We start from the raw sequence: 18126 nt of genomic DNA, 5'->3' as shown, positions 1-18126 counted from the left end.
AGGCGAGGGTTGGTGGGATCCACGATCAGGACGTCACCTCACCCCACGGGGGCGCGTGAAGTCAGCTCCCCATGGTCAGGCCTGACCAGCCGGAACCGAGCGCGAGCCGAGTGCCGAGGACCCCAGTGCCGGTGCCGCGGAAGGCCCAGAGGGCGCCGGCACCATCTCTGGCAACGAGGTCCACCGCACCATTGCCATCGACGTCCCCGAGGCCGGTGAAGGATGTGTACGACTGGAAGCCGCTGCCGATGGCCTTGCCTCCGAGGTAGGCACCTGCGGCGGAGAACCGCAGCAGACTGAGCGTGCCTGCGGCGTTCTTGGCCATGAGGTCGGTGCCACCGTCCCCGTCGAAGTCGCCGACGGCCTCGAGCTCCAGGAAGCTGCCCCACCCGGAGCCCTTGCTGACGCGCGGCTTGAGCGCACCCTTCCCGGTGCCGGGATAGAGCCACAGCACACCGGCCGAGTCGCGGGCGAGAAGGTCGACGGCCCCATCGCCGTCGAGGTCGCCCGGCGCGACGACGGCGGTGAAGGACTGCCATCCGGAACCCACGACTGCACTCCAGGCGATCGTGCCGGTGCCTGAGCCGCGGTGGAGAGTGAGGGCACCTGTCGCCGTGGACCGGCTCAGCAGATCGGGTATGCCGTCACCCGAGAAGTCTCCCGGCGCCAGGATCTCGGGTACCGCGGGCCAGCCGGTCGCGATCGAGGTCCGAGGCAGCCAACCGCCGCGACCGTTGGACGGGTAGTTCCACAGGTTCCCGGAGGTGTCGCGCGCGATGAGGTCCGAGAACCCGTTGCCTGCGAAGTCGGTGCCCACCGACGAACCGACCGGGATGAACCACGTGGAGCGCAGGTTGAGCCTGCTGCGGAAGCTCTCGCCCCCGACCACGTGTGTCCCGTTCGTGCCGATGAGGGTGATGGAGGTCGCCCGTCCCCCGAACCAGGCGCCCTGGCCGTTGCGGCCGATCGTCATGGACCGGAAGGTCCCGATCGCCGGCCAGGCCTTCTCGAGAGCGGAGACCGGCATCGTGAGATAGCTCCAGGTGTCCGGGGCTTCCTCGTAGACGCCGTCGTAGGGGTCGGCCTTGGCGACCTGGTAGGCCAGCGTCGAGCCGGCGATCTGACCACCGTTGGTCGAGCTGAATTCGGTGTTCGCGATGGCGGTGCCGTACTTGCGCACCAGGCCGGTGGTCCCCGCCACGGCTGCGTCCGAGTTCGGGTGCTCGGGGTTGGCGCTCGTCAGCCCTGGATAGACCTGACAGCTGGTGGTGTCGCAGATGTCGAACCCGTCGGGGCTGCCGAGCCGTGCAGCCGCATACGACCGAGCGGCCACGGCTTGGGCCTTGACCGCCTCCAGCCCCCAGGACGCAGGCATCTCGGCAGGGACGACGGAGCGGAGATAACTGTTCATGGACAGGACGTTGACCGTCCCATACGTGTGGACGACGATGCTGCCGCGCAGGGTCACCGGGGTGGCGCGCAGGCCGCCGCGGTATTGCCGGTTGCCCGATGGCGTGCGGAGGGTGAGGACCGAGTTCGCGATGGAGCCGTCGCCCACGAAAGTCAGATGCTGGGCCGTCGCGAAGCCGGAGCAGGTCGTCGTCACGGGCCACCAGCCCGTGAAGCCACTGGAGCTGGTGAAGTAGCCCTCGACCTTCCAGCCACCCGAGCGTGAGATCCGCCATGACGTGGCGTTGGCCGGCGACAGCTGCGCGGTGCACGTGCCGTCGGTGAGGGTGAGGCCGGCCTCTCCGGCGACGACGGTCGGGTTGTAGCTCATCGCAGTCAGGCGCACCCGCACGTCGGGATTGCCGATGCTGGCGCTCGTGGTGCCCGGGTAGTAGAAGGCGAGGATCTGGTCGACCGTCCGGCCCTGCTGGGCAGCCCCACGCGCCCCCCACTGCGACATGCCCCGTCCGTGTCCGAAGCCTCGACCGCGCAGCCCGATGACCGGCTTGGCGACCCCGGTGGTGGAGCGCCGCCCCGAGGCGATGGGCGCGGGCCATGTCGAACTCAAGGGGGCTGCCGCAACGGTTGGAGCTGCCGGCACTGCCTGGGGTGCTGGGGCCGCGAAGGCCGATGGCAGCGCTGCAGCCGTGGTCACGGGAGCCGCGAGCAGAATCGCGGCGGTGGCGAGGGTGGTCAGGATCTTCACAGGGCAAGCATCCCCTTCAGCCGACCCCGGCGCACCCGGAACGCCAACGCCCGGAGCGCGAGCTGATCAGCGAGGACCGGTGTCCCGGGATCGCTTCCAGACGTAGGGCGTCGTCGTCGACACCTTGACCAGGCCGGATCGCTCAAGAATGGGTCGCGAGAATTCGGTGGAGTCGCTGTTGATCCAGCGCTTTCCCTGCTTGATCGCCGAGCGGGCCCGCGCTGCCGTGAGCGAGCGATAGATGCCCCGGCCCCGGTGCTCCGGCCGGGTCGAGCCACCCCAGATGCCGGCGAACTCCGTGCCCTCGACGGGCTCGAGTCGGCCGGCACTGACGACCTGGCCGTCGATCTCGGCGACCCACATCTCCATGTCGTCGGCCGTGCGGAGGCGGTGCAGGATCTGCTCGGCGTGCGCCGCGGCTTCGTCCGGAGCATCGTCGAACACCTCGCTCTGCATCGCGAGCATCGCCAGTACCTCCGCCTCGTCGCTCACGCGGCGCACGGTGACGCCGTCCGCCAGCTCGAGGTCCAGGGCAAGGAGAGCGGCGTCCCCGATCATCACCGACTCGGTCTCGTCGACCTCGAAACCAGCGGCCGTGAGGGCGTCGTGGAGACCGGGCGCATGGTCGTGTCCGCGGGTCTTCCACTCGACATGGGTGATGTCGGGCAGCGCGCGATAGTGCGTGAGCGTCGCCGCCACGAGCTCGCGCACTGACGCCTCCGTCGCCGGACCCGCATCGGTGGCGAGGTCACGATAGGTGACGAACCCGCGCCCGCCGAGGTAGGTGGCCAGGACCAACGGTCCGAGCTGCGTGATGCTGATGGCGGAGGGGACCTCGGCCTCGCGGCGGAGCTGGCTGTCGTAGGCCTCGAGCAGGGCGGCGGGATCGGTGTCGGTCATGCACCTGACCCTTGCGTCCGCTGGCTGCCGCCGCAAACGGATTTCGGAGCGCTCTGCCCTGAGCGAACACGACACCAACATTTGGCACTCGAGTTGACCGAGTGCTAACCGCGACCTAGATTTGGGTCATTGGCACTCGCCTCGTGCGAGTGCCAGCGCAAGCGGACCGACTCGACCCCCGCGACGGCGTGTTGGATCCACTGTTTTGCGCACTTATCGCAGCAATGTCCACCTTCGACTCATCCCAAAGGGGAGGTCACACAGTGTCGGTTTCCATCAAGCCGCTCGAGGACCGCATCGTCATCAAGTCGCTCGAGGCCGAGCAGACCACGGCGTCCGGTCTCGTCATCCCGGACACCGCGAAGGAGAAGCCCCAGGAGGGCGAGGTCCTCGCGGTCGGCCCCGGTCGCATCGACGACAACGGCAACCGTGTCCCGCTCGACGTCAACGTCGGCGACAAGGTCATCTACAGCAAGTACGGCGGCACCGAGGTCAAGCACGGCGGCGAGGAGTTCCTGATCCTCAGCGCTCGCGACGTCCTCGCGATCGTTTCCTGATCGCCTGATCGCAGCCTGACGAGGCGCTTCGGCTCTTCGCACTGAACCACCACGTATGCCGTGGGCTCACCTCCCATGGTGCGCTCACGGCATACGCGCATCACCACCACTGCTTGCGTCTGCGTTGATGGCTACTAGAGCCACCACAGGCGCAGACGCAACGACAAGAGAAGGACATTCATGGCCAAGGAACTGGAGTTCAACGACTCCGCCCGCAAGGCGCTCGAGCGGGGCGTTGACGCGCTCGCCAACGCCGTCAAGGTGACACTCGGCCCCAAGGGCCGCAACGTCGTCATCGACAAGAAGTGGGGCGCCCCCACGATCACCAACGATGGCGTGACCATCGCTCGCGAGATCGAGCTCGAGGACGCCTACGAGAACCTTGGCGCCCAGCTCGCCAAGGAGGTCGCGACCAAGACCAACGACGTCGCCGGTGACGGCACGACGACCGCGACGGTCCTGGCCCAGGCCATGGTCCGCGAGGGTCTGCGCAACGTCACCGCCGGTGCGGCTCCGGCCGGCCTCAAGCGCGGCATGGACAAGGCTGTCGACGCCGTGTCCGACAAGCTGCTCGAGACGGCTCGCGAGGTCGACGGCAAGGAAGAGATCGCTTCCGTCGCCTCCCTGTCCGCCCAGGACCCGGAGATCGGCGCGACCATCGCGGACGCGTTCGACAAGGTCGGCAAGGACGGCGTCATCACCGTCGAGGAGTCCTCAACCGCCTCCACCGAGCTCGAGTTCACCGAGGGCATGCAGTTCGACAAGGGCTACATCTCGCCCTACTTCGTCACCGACCCCGAGCGCATGGAGGCTGTCCTCGAGGACGCCTACGTGCTCATCAACCAGGGCAAGATCTCGGCCATCGCCGACGTCCTCCCGGTGCTCGAGAAGGTTGTCCAGTCGGGCAAGCCCCTTGTGATCATCGCCGAGGACATCGACGGCGAGGCCCTGTCGACGCTGGTCGTCAACAAGATCCGCGGCACGTTCAACGTCGTCGCGGTCAAGGCTCCCGGCTTCGGCGACCGCCGCAAGGCGATGCTCCAGGACATCGCCGTCCTCACCGGTGGTCAGGTCATCGCCGAAGAGGTCGGGCTCAAGCTCGACACGGCCGACCTCACCGTCCTCGGTCAGGCTCGTCGCGTCGTCGTGACCAAGGACAACACGACGATCATCGACGGCTCCGGCGACAAGGCCGAGGTCGACGGTCGCGTCAACCAGATCAAGGCCGAGATCGAGCGCACCGACTCCGACTGGGACCGCGAGAAGCTCCAGGAGCGCCTCGCCAAGCTCGCCGGTGGCGTCTGCGTCATCAAGGTCGGCGCCCACACCGAGGTCGAGCTCAAGGAAAAGAAGCACCGCATCGAGGACGCCATCTCGGCGACCCGCGCGGCCATCGAAGAGGGCATCGTCGCCGGTGGCGGCTCCGCTCTCATCCAGGCCGTCAAGGTCATCGACACGCTCGGTCTCGAGGGTGACGAGAAGGTCGGCGCCACGATCGTGCAGAAGGCCGCAGCCGAGCCGCTGCGCTGGATCGCCGAGAACGCTGGCCTCCAGGGCTACGTCGCCGTCGCCAAGGTCTCCGAGCTCGAGCCGGGCATGGGCCTCAATGCCGCGACCGGCGAGTACGAAGACCTCATCAAGGCCGGCGTCATCGACCCGGTCAAGGTGACCCGGTCCGCGCTGCGCAACGCCGCGTCGATCGCGTCGATGGTCCTCACCACCGACACGCTCGTCGTCGAGAAGAAGGTCGACGAGGACGGCGGGGCCGGCCACGGCGGCGGTCACGGTCACTCGCACTGAAGCTGATCTGAGGCCGCAAGGCCTCTGACACACAAGCGCGTATGCCGCGTGCTCCCGTACAGGGGGGCGCGCGGCATACGCGTTTCTCACCGCTGGCGACGTCTGCTCGTTGACGCCGCGTCGTGTCACCAGGCCCACCGGAGCCCGAAGAGTCCGGGGCCGAAGTCCTGCACCGTGTGATGGACAGACTTCCCCGTGGGTCGGACGACGGTGGTGGACAAGCCCGTGTCGTCCTCCACGAACCGTTCGATCCATCGCGGGGGGTCGCCGTCGAAGCGAACCCACAGCTCCGCATGGGCCATCCGCCTCTCGGCCATGCACCCGAAGTTGTCGACGTCCTCGGAGTCTGCGATGTCGGCGTAGGACCACTCGACGACGGCTGTCTCTCCGATCGAGAGACCGCGCGGGAGGAGCAACTCCCACACCGCCCAGCCCGTGACGGGATCGTAGGCCGAACGACCTTCCTCGGCACCCACCACCGAGAGGGTCGGTCTGGTCTCGGTCGGTGCGTCGATCGCCAGAGGGACAAGGAAACGGCGGCCGTCCTCGACGCGAGCTCGCCACAGACTCCGGTTGGAGGCGGCCCGTACGCGCCGATCCACCCCGATGTCGATGACGAGGCTGTCGCCCAGCCTCTCCAGCTCACCGAGATCCGCGCAGGCGATCGCCTCCAACAGAGGTCGAAGCGCCCCCGGCGTACCCAGGATGTCGTCCGCAGCATCCTCGCGGCTGCGGCGCAGTCGACGAGAAGGACCGAGGCGAGCGGACAGGTCGCCTCGCGCCAGTCGAAGCGTGTCCTCGAGGTTGTCCAGCACGTCGAGGGAGTGTCTGTGCTCGGGACGTCGTGCTCCCGCGCGCCAGGACCTCAGGGCACTCTCACTGATCGGGGTTCCCAGGTGATTGAGGCGTCGGTGCACCGCCGGGAGGGTGAGACCGCGGGCTCGGATGGCTGCATCGAGCGTCGACGCGAAGTCGCTGCCGTGAGCCGATGGGGTGCCCTCCATGTCGTCAAGGTAGCGGCAGTCGAGCGCGATATTGGGTGGAACGTCCGCACACACGCAGGAGCGCGTGTGTGCGGAGCCTGCGCGTAGATTCGCCGGAAAATCTGCCGTCGTGAGGGTCAGCTCCTGGTGTCGAAAGTGCGGTCCTCCGACGGACAACGAACACAGCGAAGTGTCCTGGGAGAGAGGTGGTGCACAGGTGCGCATCGTCATTGCGGACGATCACGATCTCTATCTCAGCGGAATGCGGGCCGTGTTGGGCGTCGAACCCGACATCGACATCGTTGCCGACGTCGCATCCAGTTGGGAGGCCGTCACGAGCTGTGTGGACCTCGACCCGGATGTGGTCATCCTTGGCCATCGACTACCGAGGAACAACGGGATCGAGGCGTGCAGGGCCATCAAGGCGAGGGCGCCGCGGACGATGGTCCTGATCCTCACGGAGTCCGAGGACGAAGCCGACCTGATCGCCGCGATCACGGCGGGCGCGAGTGGCTATCTCCTCAAGGAGTTTCCAGCCCAGCAGATCATCGACTCGATGCGGCTGGCGCACCGGGGGCAGACCCTGATTCCTGTGCGTCTGACCACTCGGCTCATCGACGACCTGTCGCGTCTGGGCCTTGAGCCGCCCGTGGAGTCAACTGCCACTCGCCTCAGTGACCACGAGCGCAGGATCCTCGGCCTGGTTGCGCAGGGCAAGGCCAACAGGGAGATCGCGGCCCAGCTCTACATCAGTCAGAACACCGTGAAGAACCACGTCCACACCATTCGGATCAAGCTCAACCTAGGCTCGCGGATCGAACTGGTGAGGCATGTTCTGGAGCAGGGCACGGGCGAACTCTCACGCAGGGCCCATTGACGCACGGTGGCCGACGAGTCCGGGCCACACGCACGCATACCGCGCGCTCCCGCACAGGGGGAGCACGCGGCATACGCGTTTCTCGCCGGTGAGACGAGGGGCTCAGGTCACGTTCACCGTCACTGCGGCCACGGTGTCGTTGCGACTGTCACCCACGAGGACGCGCACGGTGTAGGACCCGGGCGTTGCCCAGGTGTGCGAGCCACTGAGGGTGGCAGTGCCGTTGGCGGCCACGGTGACCGTGGCGTCCGTGGTCGGGCTGCCGTCACCCCAGGCGACCCGGGCGGAGTAGCCGCTCTCGGCAGGCACGCCTCCGCTGGCCGTTCCGAGGGTCACGGTTGAGGCAACGCCGGCCTTGGCGGTCGCGCCCGAGGCAGGCGTCACCGTCAGGGGAGTGCCGTTGTCCGCCACGGAGAAGACGTGGATCCGACCGGCGGAGCGGGGGTCGCCCGCCTGGGTCGGCAGGGTCACCGACGCCACGGTCTTGCCCGCGGGGATGGTCAGCGGCGCGGTCGCGAACAGCTTGAGGTGGCAGCCGTCCGTGCTCGTGCCGTTGAGCCTCGACGTCATCTCGACGGCGATCACGTTGCCGAACTGGGCCGAACCACACCAGTCTCCGAACTGGATCGGGTATGCCGTGGTGGTGCCGTCCGTGAACGTCACCGTGCCGACGGTGTCCTGGTTCCTCTGGGTCGCCGTGCCGATGAGGCTCAGCCTGGTTGCGCCGGGGGCGAGGGTGACGGGGAGCGTCTGCCCGGCCCCGGTGGCGTTGTCGTTCTCACCGGCGGGAATCGCCGGCATCGAGAACCGCAGGTCGGTTCCCGGGACGGTGAGGAGCTTGCCCGGTGAGGCACCCGCTTCGACGAGGGCGGGACGTGAGATGCCTGCCTGGCCGCCGTCACAGGTGCTTTCCTCGCCCGGCTCGCCGATGCAGACCAGATTGAAGCCCGAGGCGTACGACGGCACGACGGCTTGGTGCACCGTCACACCACCGATGCCGGTGACCGTGCCCTTGCTGTCCTTCACGGTGACGACGGTCTCGTAGTAGCCCGGCTCGTCGTAGGTGTGCTCACCCTTGACCGAGTAGGACCCGAGGTCGCCGGCCGTGATGGTCCCGGCGGAGGTGCTGCCGTCACCCCACGAGATGGTGGCCGAGTAGTCGGCCGCCGACGTGCCCTTGCCGCCGGAGAAGGTGGCGACTGTGCCGCCGATCTTCTGGCCCTCGATGCCTTCGAGGCTGGTCGACGCACTCACCTTGACACCGGCGTTCTCGGCCTTGGAGCCGTCGGTGAGGAACTCGATCTCGGACAGGGTCGGCGTCCCGGTGCTCGCCGTGACGACGAGGCGGTAGGACGTGTAGGTGCCTGGTTCGGCGATCTTGAACGGCCGCGTCTGGGTGCGCCAGGCGAACGCCTGACCGGTGCGGCTGTCGATCGTCTCCCAGGTCCGACCGTTCTTGCTGCCCTCGACTCGCCACGTGGAGGGTTCTCCCGCAGCTGCACCGTTGGTCAGTGAATAGAACGTCGCTCGCTGGCCGATCCCCGAGAGGGTGTAGGCCACTGTCGGGGTCGCCGTGTTGAACGTCGTCGCCGTCGTGGAGCTGTTGTCGAACAGGGCGCCGGGCGTGGTCGCCGCGGGTGCGGTGACCGTCCCTGCGTTGGGCCCGGTCGCGTCCCGCAGGGGAGCCGGCATGGCGCCTCCCTTGGTCAGCGACGGCGGAGCGGCGTTGGCCTTGGTGCCGTAGTCGGACGGTGTCGCGCCCATGGCGAAGCCGATCGTCGTCGGACCCGCGAGCTTGTCGTGCGGGATCGATACACCCTGGTGCCCCTCACCGTTGACGGTGAGCTTCTGCACGTAGATGTTGCGCTCCGAGTTGTTCGGGGCGTTGACGACGAGGTCTCCCTTGGTGCGGTGCACGGTCGCCTTGGTGAACTTCGGCGAGCCCACGGCCCACTGCGCCGAACCGACCTGCAACGGGTAGATGCCGAGCGAGGAGAGGGTGTTCCAGGCCGACTGCTCGCCGTTGTCCTCGTCGCCCGCGTAGCCCTGGCCGATGTCGCCACCGACATAGAGCCGGCGCAGGATCTCTCGCACCGTCTCGGCGGTCCGGTGTTGCTTGCCGGTCCAGTTGTACATGTAGGGGATGTGGTGCGAGACCTGGTTGCTCATCCCGAACATGCCCATCCGGACGTCGCGGGCCTCGATGATCTCGTGGATGATTCCGCCGTAGCTCCCGGGCTTGGTGCCGGTCTCGGGAGTCGAGTAGAACTCGTCGAGCTTGTCGGCCAGCGCCTCACGCCCTCCGAGGAGGTTGGCGAGTCCGTTGCCGTCGTGCGGCGCGTGGAACGCGAAGTTCCAGCCGTTGGTCTCGGTGTAGCCGCCGCCCCAGACCTCGGGGTCGAAGTTCGGCGCGAACTCACCGTTGGCCGAACGCACCCGCAGGAACCCGTTCTCGGGGTCGAAGTGGTTCGTGTATGCCGTGGAGCGCTTGAGGAAGTACTCGGACTCCTCCTTGAGCCTGGCCTGCCGTGCGGCAGGGACGCTGGGGTCGGTGGCGAGCTTCGCGGCCTGGTTGCCGATGCCGAAGTCGTTGATGAGTCCCTCGAGTCCCCACGAGACGCTCTCGTGCGTGCTCTCAGGGGTGAAGCCGAGGAACGGAGACGTCGCCAGTCCCTTGCGGCCGACCCCGGACGAGGGCGGGAGCACGGTCGCGTTCTTCAGGGCGGCGTCATAGGTGCCGACCTTGTCGGGCAACTCCACGCCCTTGACGAAGGCGTCAGCGAACGAGACGTCCGAGCTGGTGCCGGTCATGAGGTCGGCGTAGCCCGGCGAGGACCAACGGGCGACCCAGCCGCCGTCGCGGTACTGCTGGACGAAGCCGTCAGCGATCTCCGCTGCCACCTCCGGATAGAGCAGCGAGTAGGCCGGCCACACAGTCCGATAGGTGTCCCAGAAGCCGTTGTTGACGTAGATCTTGCCGTCCTTGATCGGCGCATTCGTCGTCGTCGCAGTCGCGTTGCCGGACTTGGGCGAGACCGGGCTGGCGTACTGGAAGCGTGGTGCCGATGCCGTGCCGGTGTTCTCGAACTGGCTGTTCGGATAGAGGTTGAGTCGGTAGAGGTTCGAATAGAGCGTGCGCGTCTCGGAGTCGCTCGCCCCCTCGACCTCGACGACGTTGAGCCGCTCGTCCCACTTGGCCTTGGCGTCGCCCTGGACGTCGTTGAAGGTGCGCCCAGCGAGCTCGAGGCCGTGGTTGCGCTTGGCCTGGTCGAGCGAGATGAAGGACGTGGAGATCCGCAGCTCGACGCTGCGGTCGGTCGTCGTGTCGAACTTCGCGTAGCGGGTGCCGGTGTGCCCGGACGGGGCAACACCGGTCGCCGTGGCTGCGCGGTCGAACACGCCGTAGACGAACATCCGACTGCGTCCCACGGAGAGACCGCTGCCGTTGTCGACCCAGCCGCTCATCGTGCCCGCTGCCGGGTCCACGGTGAAGGTGCCGTTGTTGTCGACCGTGTCGAGCACGAGGCTGCCGGTTGGCGCGCTCTCGGGGAAGGTGAAGCGCCACACCCCGCCGTGATCGGCGGGCGCGGTCTCGGCGACGATGCCGCCGTCGAGGTTCACGCGGTAGTGGTCCGGGCGAGCGACCTCATCGGCGTGGTCGTAGGCGAGGGCCCGACCGGAGGCACTGCCTGTCGGCACGCCCTGGGCGATCGAGGGCATGACCGACATCTGGTTGCGGTCACCCATCCATGGGGAGGGTTCGTGCGAGATCCCCAGCCCCTGGAGCATCGGACGGTTCTGGGCGTTGTTGCCGGCCTGGTAGTAGTACTGCCAAGACTGCGAGTTGGCGTCCGAGACGGGCGTGAAGAACGTGAAACCGTTGGGAACAGCGCTGATCGGCAGGTTGTTGCCGCGCGAGAAGGACCCACTGGAGTTGGTCCCGCGACGCACGTCCACAGCATCCGTCGGGCTGGAGCGGTCGAGCGCGACTGGTGCGGGGTCGATCTTGAGGTCGTCCACCCAGCCGCCGAAGGTCGTTTCCTTCGTGGGGTTCGCGGTGTTGTCGTAGCCGAGGAGGACGGCGTCGATCGTCTTGCCCTGTGCCTTGTCGCCGAGGTCGATGACGACCGAGTTCCACTGCGCCGCATACAGGATCTTGCCGACACCCTGCCCGTTGGGCGAAGCGCTCGTGTCATTGCTGTCGGTCGTGCCGAGGGCCGACAGGTAGGTCCCATCGGTGAAGCGCAGGTCGACAGCCGTGTAGGTCGATGGATAGCTCAGGTCACCCGTGATCATGTCCGGGATGATCTTGTAGGTGAGCTGGGACCGCTGTCCCACAGGCACATCCACGTCGAAGAGCCGGTTCCACGCGAAGCCGCGTCCCGCTGCCGTGTGCCGGCCGCCGTAGCGCATCGCCTTGACGCCGGTCCAGCCGACCTGGGACTTGATGTTGAAGCCGGAGCGCGGACCGGAGCCCACGGTCGAGGCCATCGGGGTCAACGCGGGTTCGACCGGGTCGATGGCGCCAAAGAGGTTCCAGTCGGCGAGCTGGATGATGCCGCCGCTCTGGTTGGCCGTGACGTTGAGGCGGTAGAAGCCGTAGTCGCCGGGCGTGGTCACCGTGAAGGTCTGCTTGGTCTTGCGACCCGCAAACGTGACTCCGGTGCGCTGGTCGACGTCGGTCCAGCTCGCGCCGTCGGTCGAGCCCTGGAGGGTGACGTTCCTGGGGTCGCGTTCGGGGGCGTCGTCACCCGAGGTCATCGACCACGTGAGCGCACGCTTCGGCGCGGCGAGCTGGTAGCGGACCCAGCCGGTCGAGGCGAACGCGAGCCACTTCGTGTCGGGGTTGGCGTCGCTCGGGTTGGCGGCGACCTCACCGGGTGCGTTCTCTGCGCTCGCCGTCACGCCGGTGACGGATCCGAGCAGGCTCCCGTCGGCGGCGGCACCCCCGGTGACGTTCTGCTGTCGTGGCCCGGTGGAGTCGACCTCGACGGTTGAGACGAGGGGTTGCGGCTGGCCTGCCTCGAACGACGTCGACCATGCGCCCCCTTCCGTCATGGCAGTCAGCGGGGCTGCCTGCGGGGGAACTGCGGCTGCGGTCCCGGGGGCGCAAGCCCATCCGAGAGCGAGCGCAACGGCTCCTGCGGTCAGTCCTCTGGGGACGGCGGTAGTCAGGCGCATGTTTCCTCCGGGCTCGTCGTTGAGCTTGAACCGATCTCCCGCGATCGGTCGTCGTGACGACCTTGTCCGTATGCCGTCCGCTCCGCAACGCCACCCCGCCACCTTGTCCGGTAGCGACATTGAATCGGACAAAACCGTCCCTGGCCGACCCGGGTGGCGAACTCACGTTGCTGCGCGGCGCATATTTTGGTGTGATCAGCACGTGACAGCGTTGTCAGGAAAACGGACATCCGCACGCCCCACCATGGCGGACGTGGCGGAGGAGGCCCATGTCTCCGTCAAGACCGTGTCGAGGGTGGTCAATCGCGAGCCGGGGGTGCGCAGCGACACCGAGTTGCGCGTGCGCGGCGTCATCGACCGCATCGGGTTCATGCGGCACGACGGTGCGCGCATCCTGCGGCAGGGGCGCACCCAGACCATTGCGCTCGTCGTCGAGGACCTTGCGAACCCCTTCTACTCGCAGATCGGAGCGGCAGTTGAGCGTGAGGCCAGAATTCGTCAGCACCAGCTCATCACCGCGTCCGCCGAGGGCTCGCCGACACGTGAGCGCGTCGTCCTCGAGGGCCTCATCAACCGTCGGGTCGATGGTCTCATCGTCGTCCCGGCCGGGGAGCGACCGGCATCCGACCCGACCGTCTCCGCCAGTGGCACCCCGATCGTCTATGTCGACCGACCCGTGCGTGGTGAACCGTGCGACACAGTCATCAGTGACAACGCGGGCGGGGTGCGCAGCGCCGTCGAGCACCTCGTGGCCCACGGCCACCGTCGGATCGCCCTGCTCGGCGACGACGCCGAGTTCTGGACCGCAAGGCAACGACGCGAAGCCTTCGTCGCGATCCACGACGCCCTAGGGCTGCCCGGCGACACCAGGATCGCCATGGGCCCGCACACGCCCGATTCCCTCGCTGAGCGGCTGGGCAGCTGGGCGCGCGAGCGCACCCCGGTGACGGCCGTGATCACCGGCAACAACCGGGTCACCTTGGCTGCCCTGCACGCCATGCGGCAGGCCGGCGTCCAGATGGGGCTCGTCGGCTACGACGACTTCGAGCTCGCCGACCTCATCGAGCCGTCCGTCACCGTGATCCACCAGGACCCGGCATCGATCGGCCAGAAGGCCGTCCTCCAGCTCTTCGCCCGACTCCTCGGCGACGAGTCACCCTCCCAGACGGTGATCATGCCCACGCGGCTCATCGTGCGCGAGTCCGGCCGTCTCCCTTCATCTCTCACTCCCCGGAAGGCCCGTCCATGACCGACACGTCGACGAGCACGGCTGTTGCCGCCACTGCCTCACTGACGACCAACACGCCACGACGGTTCTATCGCGGGGGCGAGCGCATCTTCGCCTTCCGCGGTCTTGAGGCGACACCGGACTTCGACGGCTACCGCCCGGAGGACTGGATCGGTTCCACGGCACGGCTCTTCGCCGAGGGGGGCGGGGGAGTGACGACCCTCGACGGGGGCCTCGAGCTCCCCGAGGCGTTCGCTGCTGACGCAGACGGGTGGTTCGGTGAGGCCCACGTCGCGCGTTTCGGTGGCGACCCCAACCTGCTCACGAAGTTGCTCGACAGTGGTGAGCGTCTCCCGGTCCACTCGCACCCGAGCCGCGCGTTCGCCACCGCACACCTCGACTGTGACCACGGCAAGACCGAAGCGTGGATCGTGCTCGTGGCCGAGCCGGACGCCACGGTCTGGGTGGGATTTCGCGATGAGCTGTCCGCGATCGATCTCGAGGAGTTGGTGGATGCCCAGGACGACCGGCTCCTGGCCGCGCTCAACCCGATCGAGGTCTCGGCCGGGGACGCCGTTCTTGTCCCGGCCGGACAACCGCACGCCATCGGCGAGGGTGTCCTCATCCTCGAGCTCCAAGAACCCACGGACTTCTCAGTCATGTTGGAACACAGGCGTTTTGGGCTCGAGCTCGATCATGCCTTCCTCGGACTCGAGCGCCCGGTCGCGCTGAAGAGTGTCGACCACGGTCCCGTGACGGCAGAGCGTCTCGCCACCTTGAGACGACGGTGGGTCGACGTCGAGGACTCCGGGTCGGCGCTTCCCGAAGAGGCGAGTGCCTACTTCCGAGCCGAGGTCGTGCGTCCGGTGACGGGCGATGTGACGGTCGCAGCGGCATACGCCGCAGTCGTGGTTGTCGACGGACAGGGGAGCTTCACGTCCCGGCACGGAACGCTCGACGTGCGCGCCGGTGACGTCCTGCTCGTCCCCTTTTCCGCGGGCGACGTCACCGTGGGCGGAGACGTCACCCTCATCCGCTGTATGCCGCCCGCACCCTGAGCTGACAACAATCCCCGACTTCTTGCGCAATCCGTCGTCCCCCGCTGTGCTCCTCCCGACGGATTGCGCAAGAAGTCGATCAGTCTTCAGCGACGACCGAGAACGTCTCGCCGGCGTAGGTCACGGTGTCCCCGGGGCGCACCTGGCGGCCGCGGCGCGTATCGACCTCACCGTTGACCGTGACCTCGCCCGCCTCGACGACGGCGCGGGCGTCGGCGCCGTCCTCGACGACGGACGCGAACTTGAGGAGCTGGCCGAGGCGGATGCTCTCGCCGGCGATGGGGATCTCGGTGGTTGTCACGGCCCAAGGATAGGGGCCGAGGCTCGGTCAGCACTTGCCCTAGTGTGCGAACCATGCGCACGCTCGGAGTTCTCGGTGGGATGAGCTGGACGAGCACGGAGAGCTACTACCGCCTGCTCAACGAGGGGGTCGTGGCCCGGCTCGGCGGGCTGCACTCGGCCCAGCTCCTGCTCCACAGTGTCGACTTCGATCCCGTCGCGCAGGCTCAGCACGACGGTGACTGGGACGCGACGCTCACGATCCTGTCGAAGGCGGCGCAAGGGCTTGCCCGTGGTGGCGCCGAAGCCCTGCTGATCGCGACCAACACGATGCACAAGGTGGCCGACGAGCTCGAGGAAGCGTCCGGCCTCCCGGTGCTCCACATCGCTGATGCGACGGCGGACGCGATCGTGGCCGACGGTGTCAGCAGCGTCGGACTGCTCGCCACGGCCTTCACGATGGAGCAGGACTTCTATGTCGGGCGGCTGCGCGCCAAGGGGCTCGACGCCATCGTCCCGGACGCTCCTGCTCGAGCGGAGGTCCACCGGATCATCTATGACGAGCTCTGCCGCGACGTCGTGCTCGACGCGTCACGCGACACCTATCGGGACGTGATCGCCTCGCTCGTCGACCAGGGCGCTGAGGCAGTCATCCTCGGCTGCACGGAGATCACGCTGCTCGTCGGCGCACCGGACAGCACGGTGCCGCTCTATGACACGACTCGGATCCATGCCGCGGCGGGCGTCGAGTTCATGCTCGGCTGACTCACGAACACCCCTGCGGACACAAGGTTGTCGGGCAGCTGAGAGCGTCCCTGGTCGCTCCCAACCACCCGACGGCGGAGCCGGCGGCCGAGAGCGTCCCTGGTCGCTCCCGGCCATCCGGCCGTTTGATGACTCGCTGCTGAGCTGGTCAGCTCGCGAGTTCACGCTGGTTGAGGATGCGAATGCGCTCCTCTTCGGTCATGCCGCCCCACACGCCATAGGGCTCCCTCGACAAGAGCGCGTGCTCCCGGCACAGCTTGAGCACCGGGCACGTGTCGCAAACCGCCTTGGCACGATCGTCGCGGCTGCGTCGCTGATTGCCGCGCTCGCCCTCCGGGTGGAAGAAGACCTCGGGGCTCACCTGACGGCAGTGCCCGTCGAACTGCCATTCCCAGACATCAAGTGTCGGCTTCGGCAGTCGTGCGATGTCAGTCATGACCCCTCCTGTCCGTGACGGTCGACCTCGTCGTCGGCGACCCTTTGTCACACGCCCCTCGTGCGCAGCATCAGGCTAGGAACGGCTTGGCAAGGGGCGGGTCTGGAGCAGGTAAGAAGTTGGCAAAGTCCGGTAGCAAGGCGTAAATCCGCAGGTCAGCGAGTTCTCCGGCCAACTTTTTCTCGCCAGCATCTGGACAGGTCCTTGTCAGGTCCTCGACAGCGCCTTCACGAGTCCGAGGCCGCGCAGGGGCTGCTCTAGACTTGGGCAATGAGCCTTGGTGTTGACCGTCACTCCACCCACCTCGAGGCCGAGCCCGCTGCTCCGGCGCCGGCACCGTACGCCACTGAGGCGCAGGCCCCCGCCCTCTCGGCCGCTGAAGCCGCGCAGCCCGCCCTCCCTGCACCGTTCGCCGCGCTCGGACTCACCTATGACGACGTCCTGCTGCAGCCGGGCGAGACCGACGTCATTCCCAGCGAGGTCGACACGACGTCGCGGGTCACCCGCGACATCAGCCTGCGGGTGCCGCTCGTCTCCGCCGCCATGGACACGGTCACCGAGGCACGCATGGCCATCGCGATGGCCCGCCAAGGTGGCCTCGGGATCCTCCACCGCAACCTGTCGATCGAGGATCAGGCTTACCAGGTCGACCTCGTCAAGCGCACCCAGACCGGTCGCATCTCCAACCCCGTGACGATCGGCCCCGACGCCACGCTCGAGGAGCTCGACGAGCAGTGCGGCCGCTATCGCGTGTCCGGCCTGCCGGTCCTCGATGAGGGGCGCCACCTGCTCGGCATCGTCACCAACCGTGACCTCCGCTTCACGCCCGTCGCCGAGTGGGCCACGACCCTGGTGCGCGACGTGATGACGCACATGCCCCTCATCACCGGACCCGAGGACATCAGCCACGAAGAAGCGACGAGCCTGCTGCGCCAGCACAAGCGTGAGCGGCTGCCGCTCGTCGACGGAGAGGGTCGACTCACCGGCCTCATCACCGTCAAGGACTTCGTCAAGTCCGAGCAGTTCCCCCACGCGAGCAAGGATGCATCGGGGCGACTGCTCGTCGGTGCGGCTGTCGGCTACTTCGGAGACGCATGGGAGCGAGCCACGACCCTGGTCGACGCGGGCGTCGACATCCTCGTGCCCGACGTCGCCAACGGTCACGCCCGACTCATGCTCGACATGATCAAGCGGCTCAAGAGCGACCCGGCGACCAAGCACGTGCAGATCCTCGCCGGCAACGTCGCCACCCGCGCCGGGGCCCAGGCCCTCGTCGATGCCGGTGCCGACGGTGTCAAGGTCGGTGTCGGGCCGGGCTCGATCTGCACCACGCGGGTGGTCGCCGGTGTCGGTGTCCCGCAGGTCACCGCGATCTATGAGGCATCGCTCGCCTGTCGTGCGGCCGGTGTCCCCGTCGTCGGTGACGGCGGCCTCCAATACTCCGGTGACATCGCGAAGGCCCTTGTCGCTGGGGCGGACTCGGTGATGATCGGTTCGCTCTTCGGTGGCTGTGAAGAGTCGCCCGGTGAACTCGTCTTCGTCAACGGCAAGCAGTTCAAGGCCTATCGCGGCATGGGCTCGATCGGGGCCATGGCCTCGCGCGGCAAGAAGTCCTACTCCAAGGACCGCTACTTCCAGGCCGACGTCACCAGTGACGATGAGCTGGTCCCCGAGGGCATCGAGGGTCGCGTGCCCTACCGAGGCCCGCTCGGCGCCGTCGTCCACCAGCTCATGGGCGGTCTGCACCAGTCGATGTTCTATGTCGGTGCACGCACCGTGCCCGAGCTCAAGGCCAAGGGCCAGTTCGTCCGCATCACCACGGCGGGACTCAAGGAGAGTCACCCGCACGACATCCACGGCATTGCCGAGGCGCCGAACTACTCCTCGTCACGCTGATCCGCGATACG

General features: G+C 67.7%; 13 protein-coding genes. 7 read left to right on the top strand and 6 right to left on the bottom strand.

Annotated features, from left to right (window positions below; all coding sequences use genetic code 11):
- Positions 1–61: 61 nt before the first annotated feature.
- A complete protein-coding gene (locus V6K52_RS15695; protein WP_353951056.1) occupies positions 62–2155 on the bottom strand; it encodes a SpoIID/LytB domain-containing protein in 2094 nt (697 codons plus the stop codon).
- 66 nt (positions 2156–2221) lie between these two features.
- Positions 2222–3055 carry a GNAT family N-acetyltransferase gene (locus V6K52_RS15690; RefSeq protein WP_353951055.1) on the bottom strand — a complete coding sequence of 278 codons (834 nt, stop codon included), beginning with the start codon at positions 3053–3055 and terminating at the stop codon, positions 2222–2224.
- A gap of 263 nt (positions 3056–3318) precedes the next feature.
- Here V6K52_RS15690 and groES point away from each other — a divergent pair, with 263 nt between their 5' ends.
- On the top strand, positions 3319–3612 hold the full coding sequence (gene groES, locus V6K52_RS15685) for a co-chaperone GroES (RefSeq protein ID WP_009777779.1): 294 nt from the start codon (positions 3319–3321) through the stop codon (positions 3610–3612).
- 180 nt (positions 3613–3792) lie between these two features.
- The gene (gene groL, locus V6K52_RS15680; RefSeq protein WP_353951054.1) at positions 3793–5412 is read left to right on the top strand and encodes a chaperonin GroEL; all 1620 of its coding nucleotides are present in this window, start codon (positions 3793–3795) and stop codon (positions 5410–5412) included.
- Positions 5413–5537: 125 nt separating this feature from the next.
- Here the strand turns inward: groL and V6K52_RS15675 are convergent, their stop codons facing one another.
- A complete protein-coding gene (locus tag V6K52_RS15675; RefSeq protein ID WP_353951053.1) occupies positions 5538–6416 on the bottom strand; it encodes a hypothetical protein in 879 nt (292 codons plus the stop codon).
- Between the two features lie 196 nt (positions 6417–6612).
- On the opposite strand from V6K52_RS15675, the gene V6K52_RS15670 reads away from it, so the two are divergent.
- Positions 6613–7272: a response regulator transcription factor gene (locus tag V6K52_RS15670; RefSeq protein WP_353951052.1), complete on the top strand. Its 660-nt coding sequence runs from the start codon at positions 6613–6615 to the stop codon at positions 7270–7272.
- Positions 7273–7374: 102 nt separating this feature from the next.
- Here V6K52_RS15670 and V6K52_RS15665 read toward each other — a convergent pair whose 3' ends face one another.
- A complete protein-coding gene (locus V6K52_RS15665) occupies positions 7375–12330 on the bottom strand; it encodes a GH92 family glycosyl hydrolase (protein ID WP_353951051.1) in 4956 nt (1651 codons plus the stop codon).
- 367 nt (positions 12331–12697) lie between these two features.
- On the opposite strand from V6K52_RS15665, the gene V6K52_RS15660 reads away from it, so the two are divergent.
- Positions 12698–13702, top strand: a complete 1005-nt coding sequence (locus V6K52_RS15660) for a LacI family DNA-binding transcriptional regulator (RefSeq protein WP_353951050.1) — start codon at positions 12698–12700, stop codon at positions 13700–13702.
- Positions 13699–14739 carry a class I mannose-6-phosphate isomerase gene (locus tag V6K52_RS15655; protein ID WP_353951049.1) on the top strand — a complete coding sequence of 347 codons (1041 nt, stop codon included), beginning with the start codon at positions 13699–13701 and terminating at the stop codon, positions 14737–14739. The genes V6K52_RS15660 and V6K52_RS15655 overlap by 4 nt, the downstream gene beginning before the upstream one ends.
- A gap of 79 nt (positions 14740–14818) precedes the next feature.
- Here the strand turns inward: V6K52_RS15655 and V6K52_RS15650 are convergent, their stop codons facing one another.
- Complete coding sequence (locus V6K52_RS15650; protein WP_353951048.1) at positions 14819–15040, bottom strand: RNA-binding S4 domain-containing protein; 222 nt, start codon at positions 15038–15040, stop codon at positions 14819–14821.
- 53 nt (positions 15041–15093) lie between these two features.
- On the opposite strand from V6K52_RS15650, the gene V6K52_RS15645 reads away from it, so the two are divergent.
- Positions 15094–15783 (top strand): aspartate/glutamate racemase family protein, encoded by a 690-nt coding sequence (locus V6K52_RS15645; protein ID WP_353951047.1) that lies wholly within the window; start codon positions 15094–15096, stop codon positions 15781–15783.
- 148 nt (positions 15784–15931) lie between these two features.
- On the opposite strand, the gene V6K52_RS15640 is transcribed toward V6K52_RS15645, so the two are convergent.
- Positions 15932–16219 carry a WhiB family transcriptional regulator gene (locus V6K52_RS15640; protein ID WP_353951046.1) on the bottom strand — a complete coding sequence of 96 codons (288 nt, stop codon included), beginning with the start codon at positions 16217–16219 and terminating at the stop codon, positions 15932–15934.
- A 270-nt stretch (positions 16220–16489) separates the two neighbouring features.
- Between V6K52_RS15640 and guaB the strand changes: the two genes are divergently transcribed.
- Positions 16490–18115, top strand: a complete 1626-nt coding sequence (guaB, locus tag V6K52_RS15635) for an IMP dehydrogenase (protein ID WP_353951045.1) — start codon at positions 16490–16492, stop codon at positions 18113–18115.
- Positions 18116–18126: the final 11 nt, after the last annotated feature.

This window comes from Knoellia sp. S7-12 (genome assembly GCF_040518285.1).
In the GTDB taxonomy this organism is placed as follows: domain Bacteria; phylum Actinomycetota; class Actinomycetes; order Actinomycetales; family Dermatophilaceae; genus Knoellia.
Note: the sequence above shows the minus strand (reverse complement) of the source record. Positions and strands in the feature narration are given on the sequence as shown.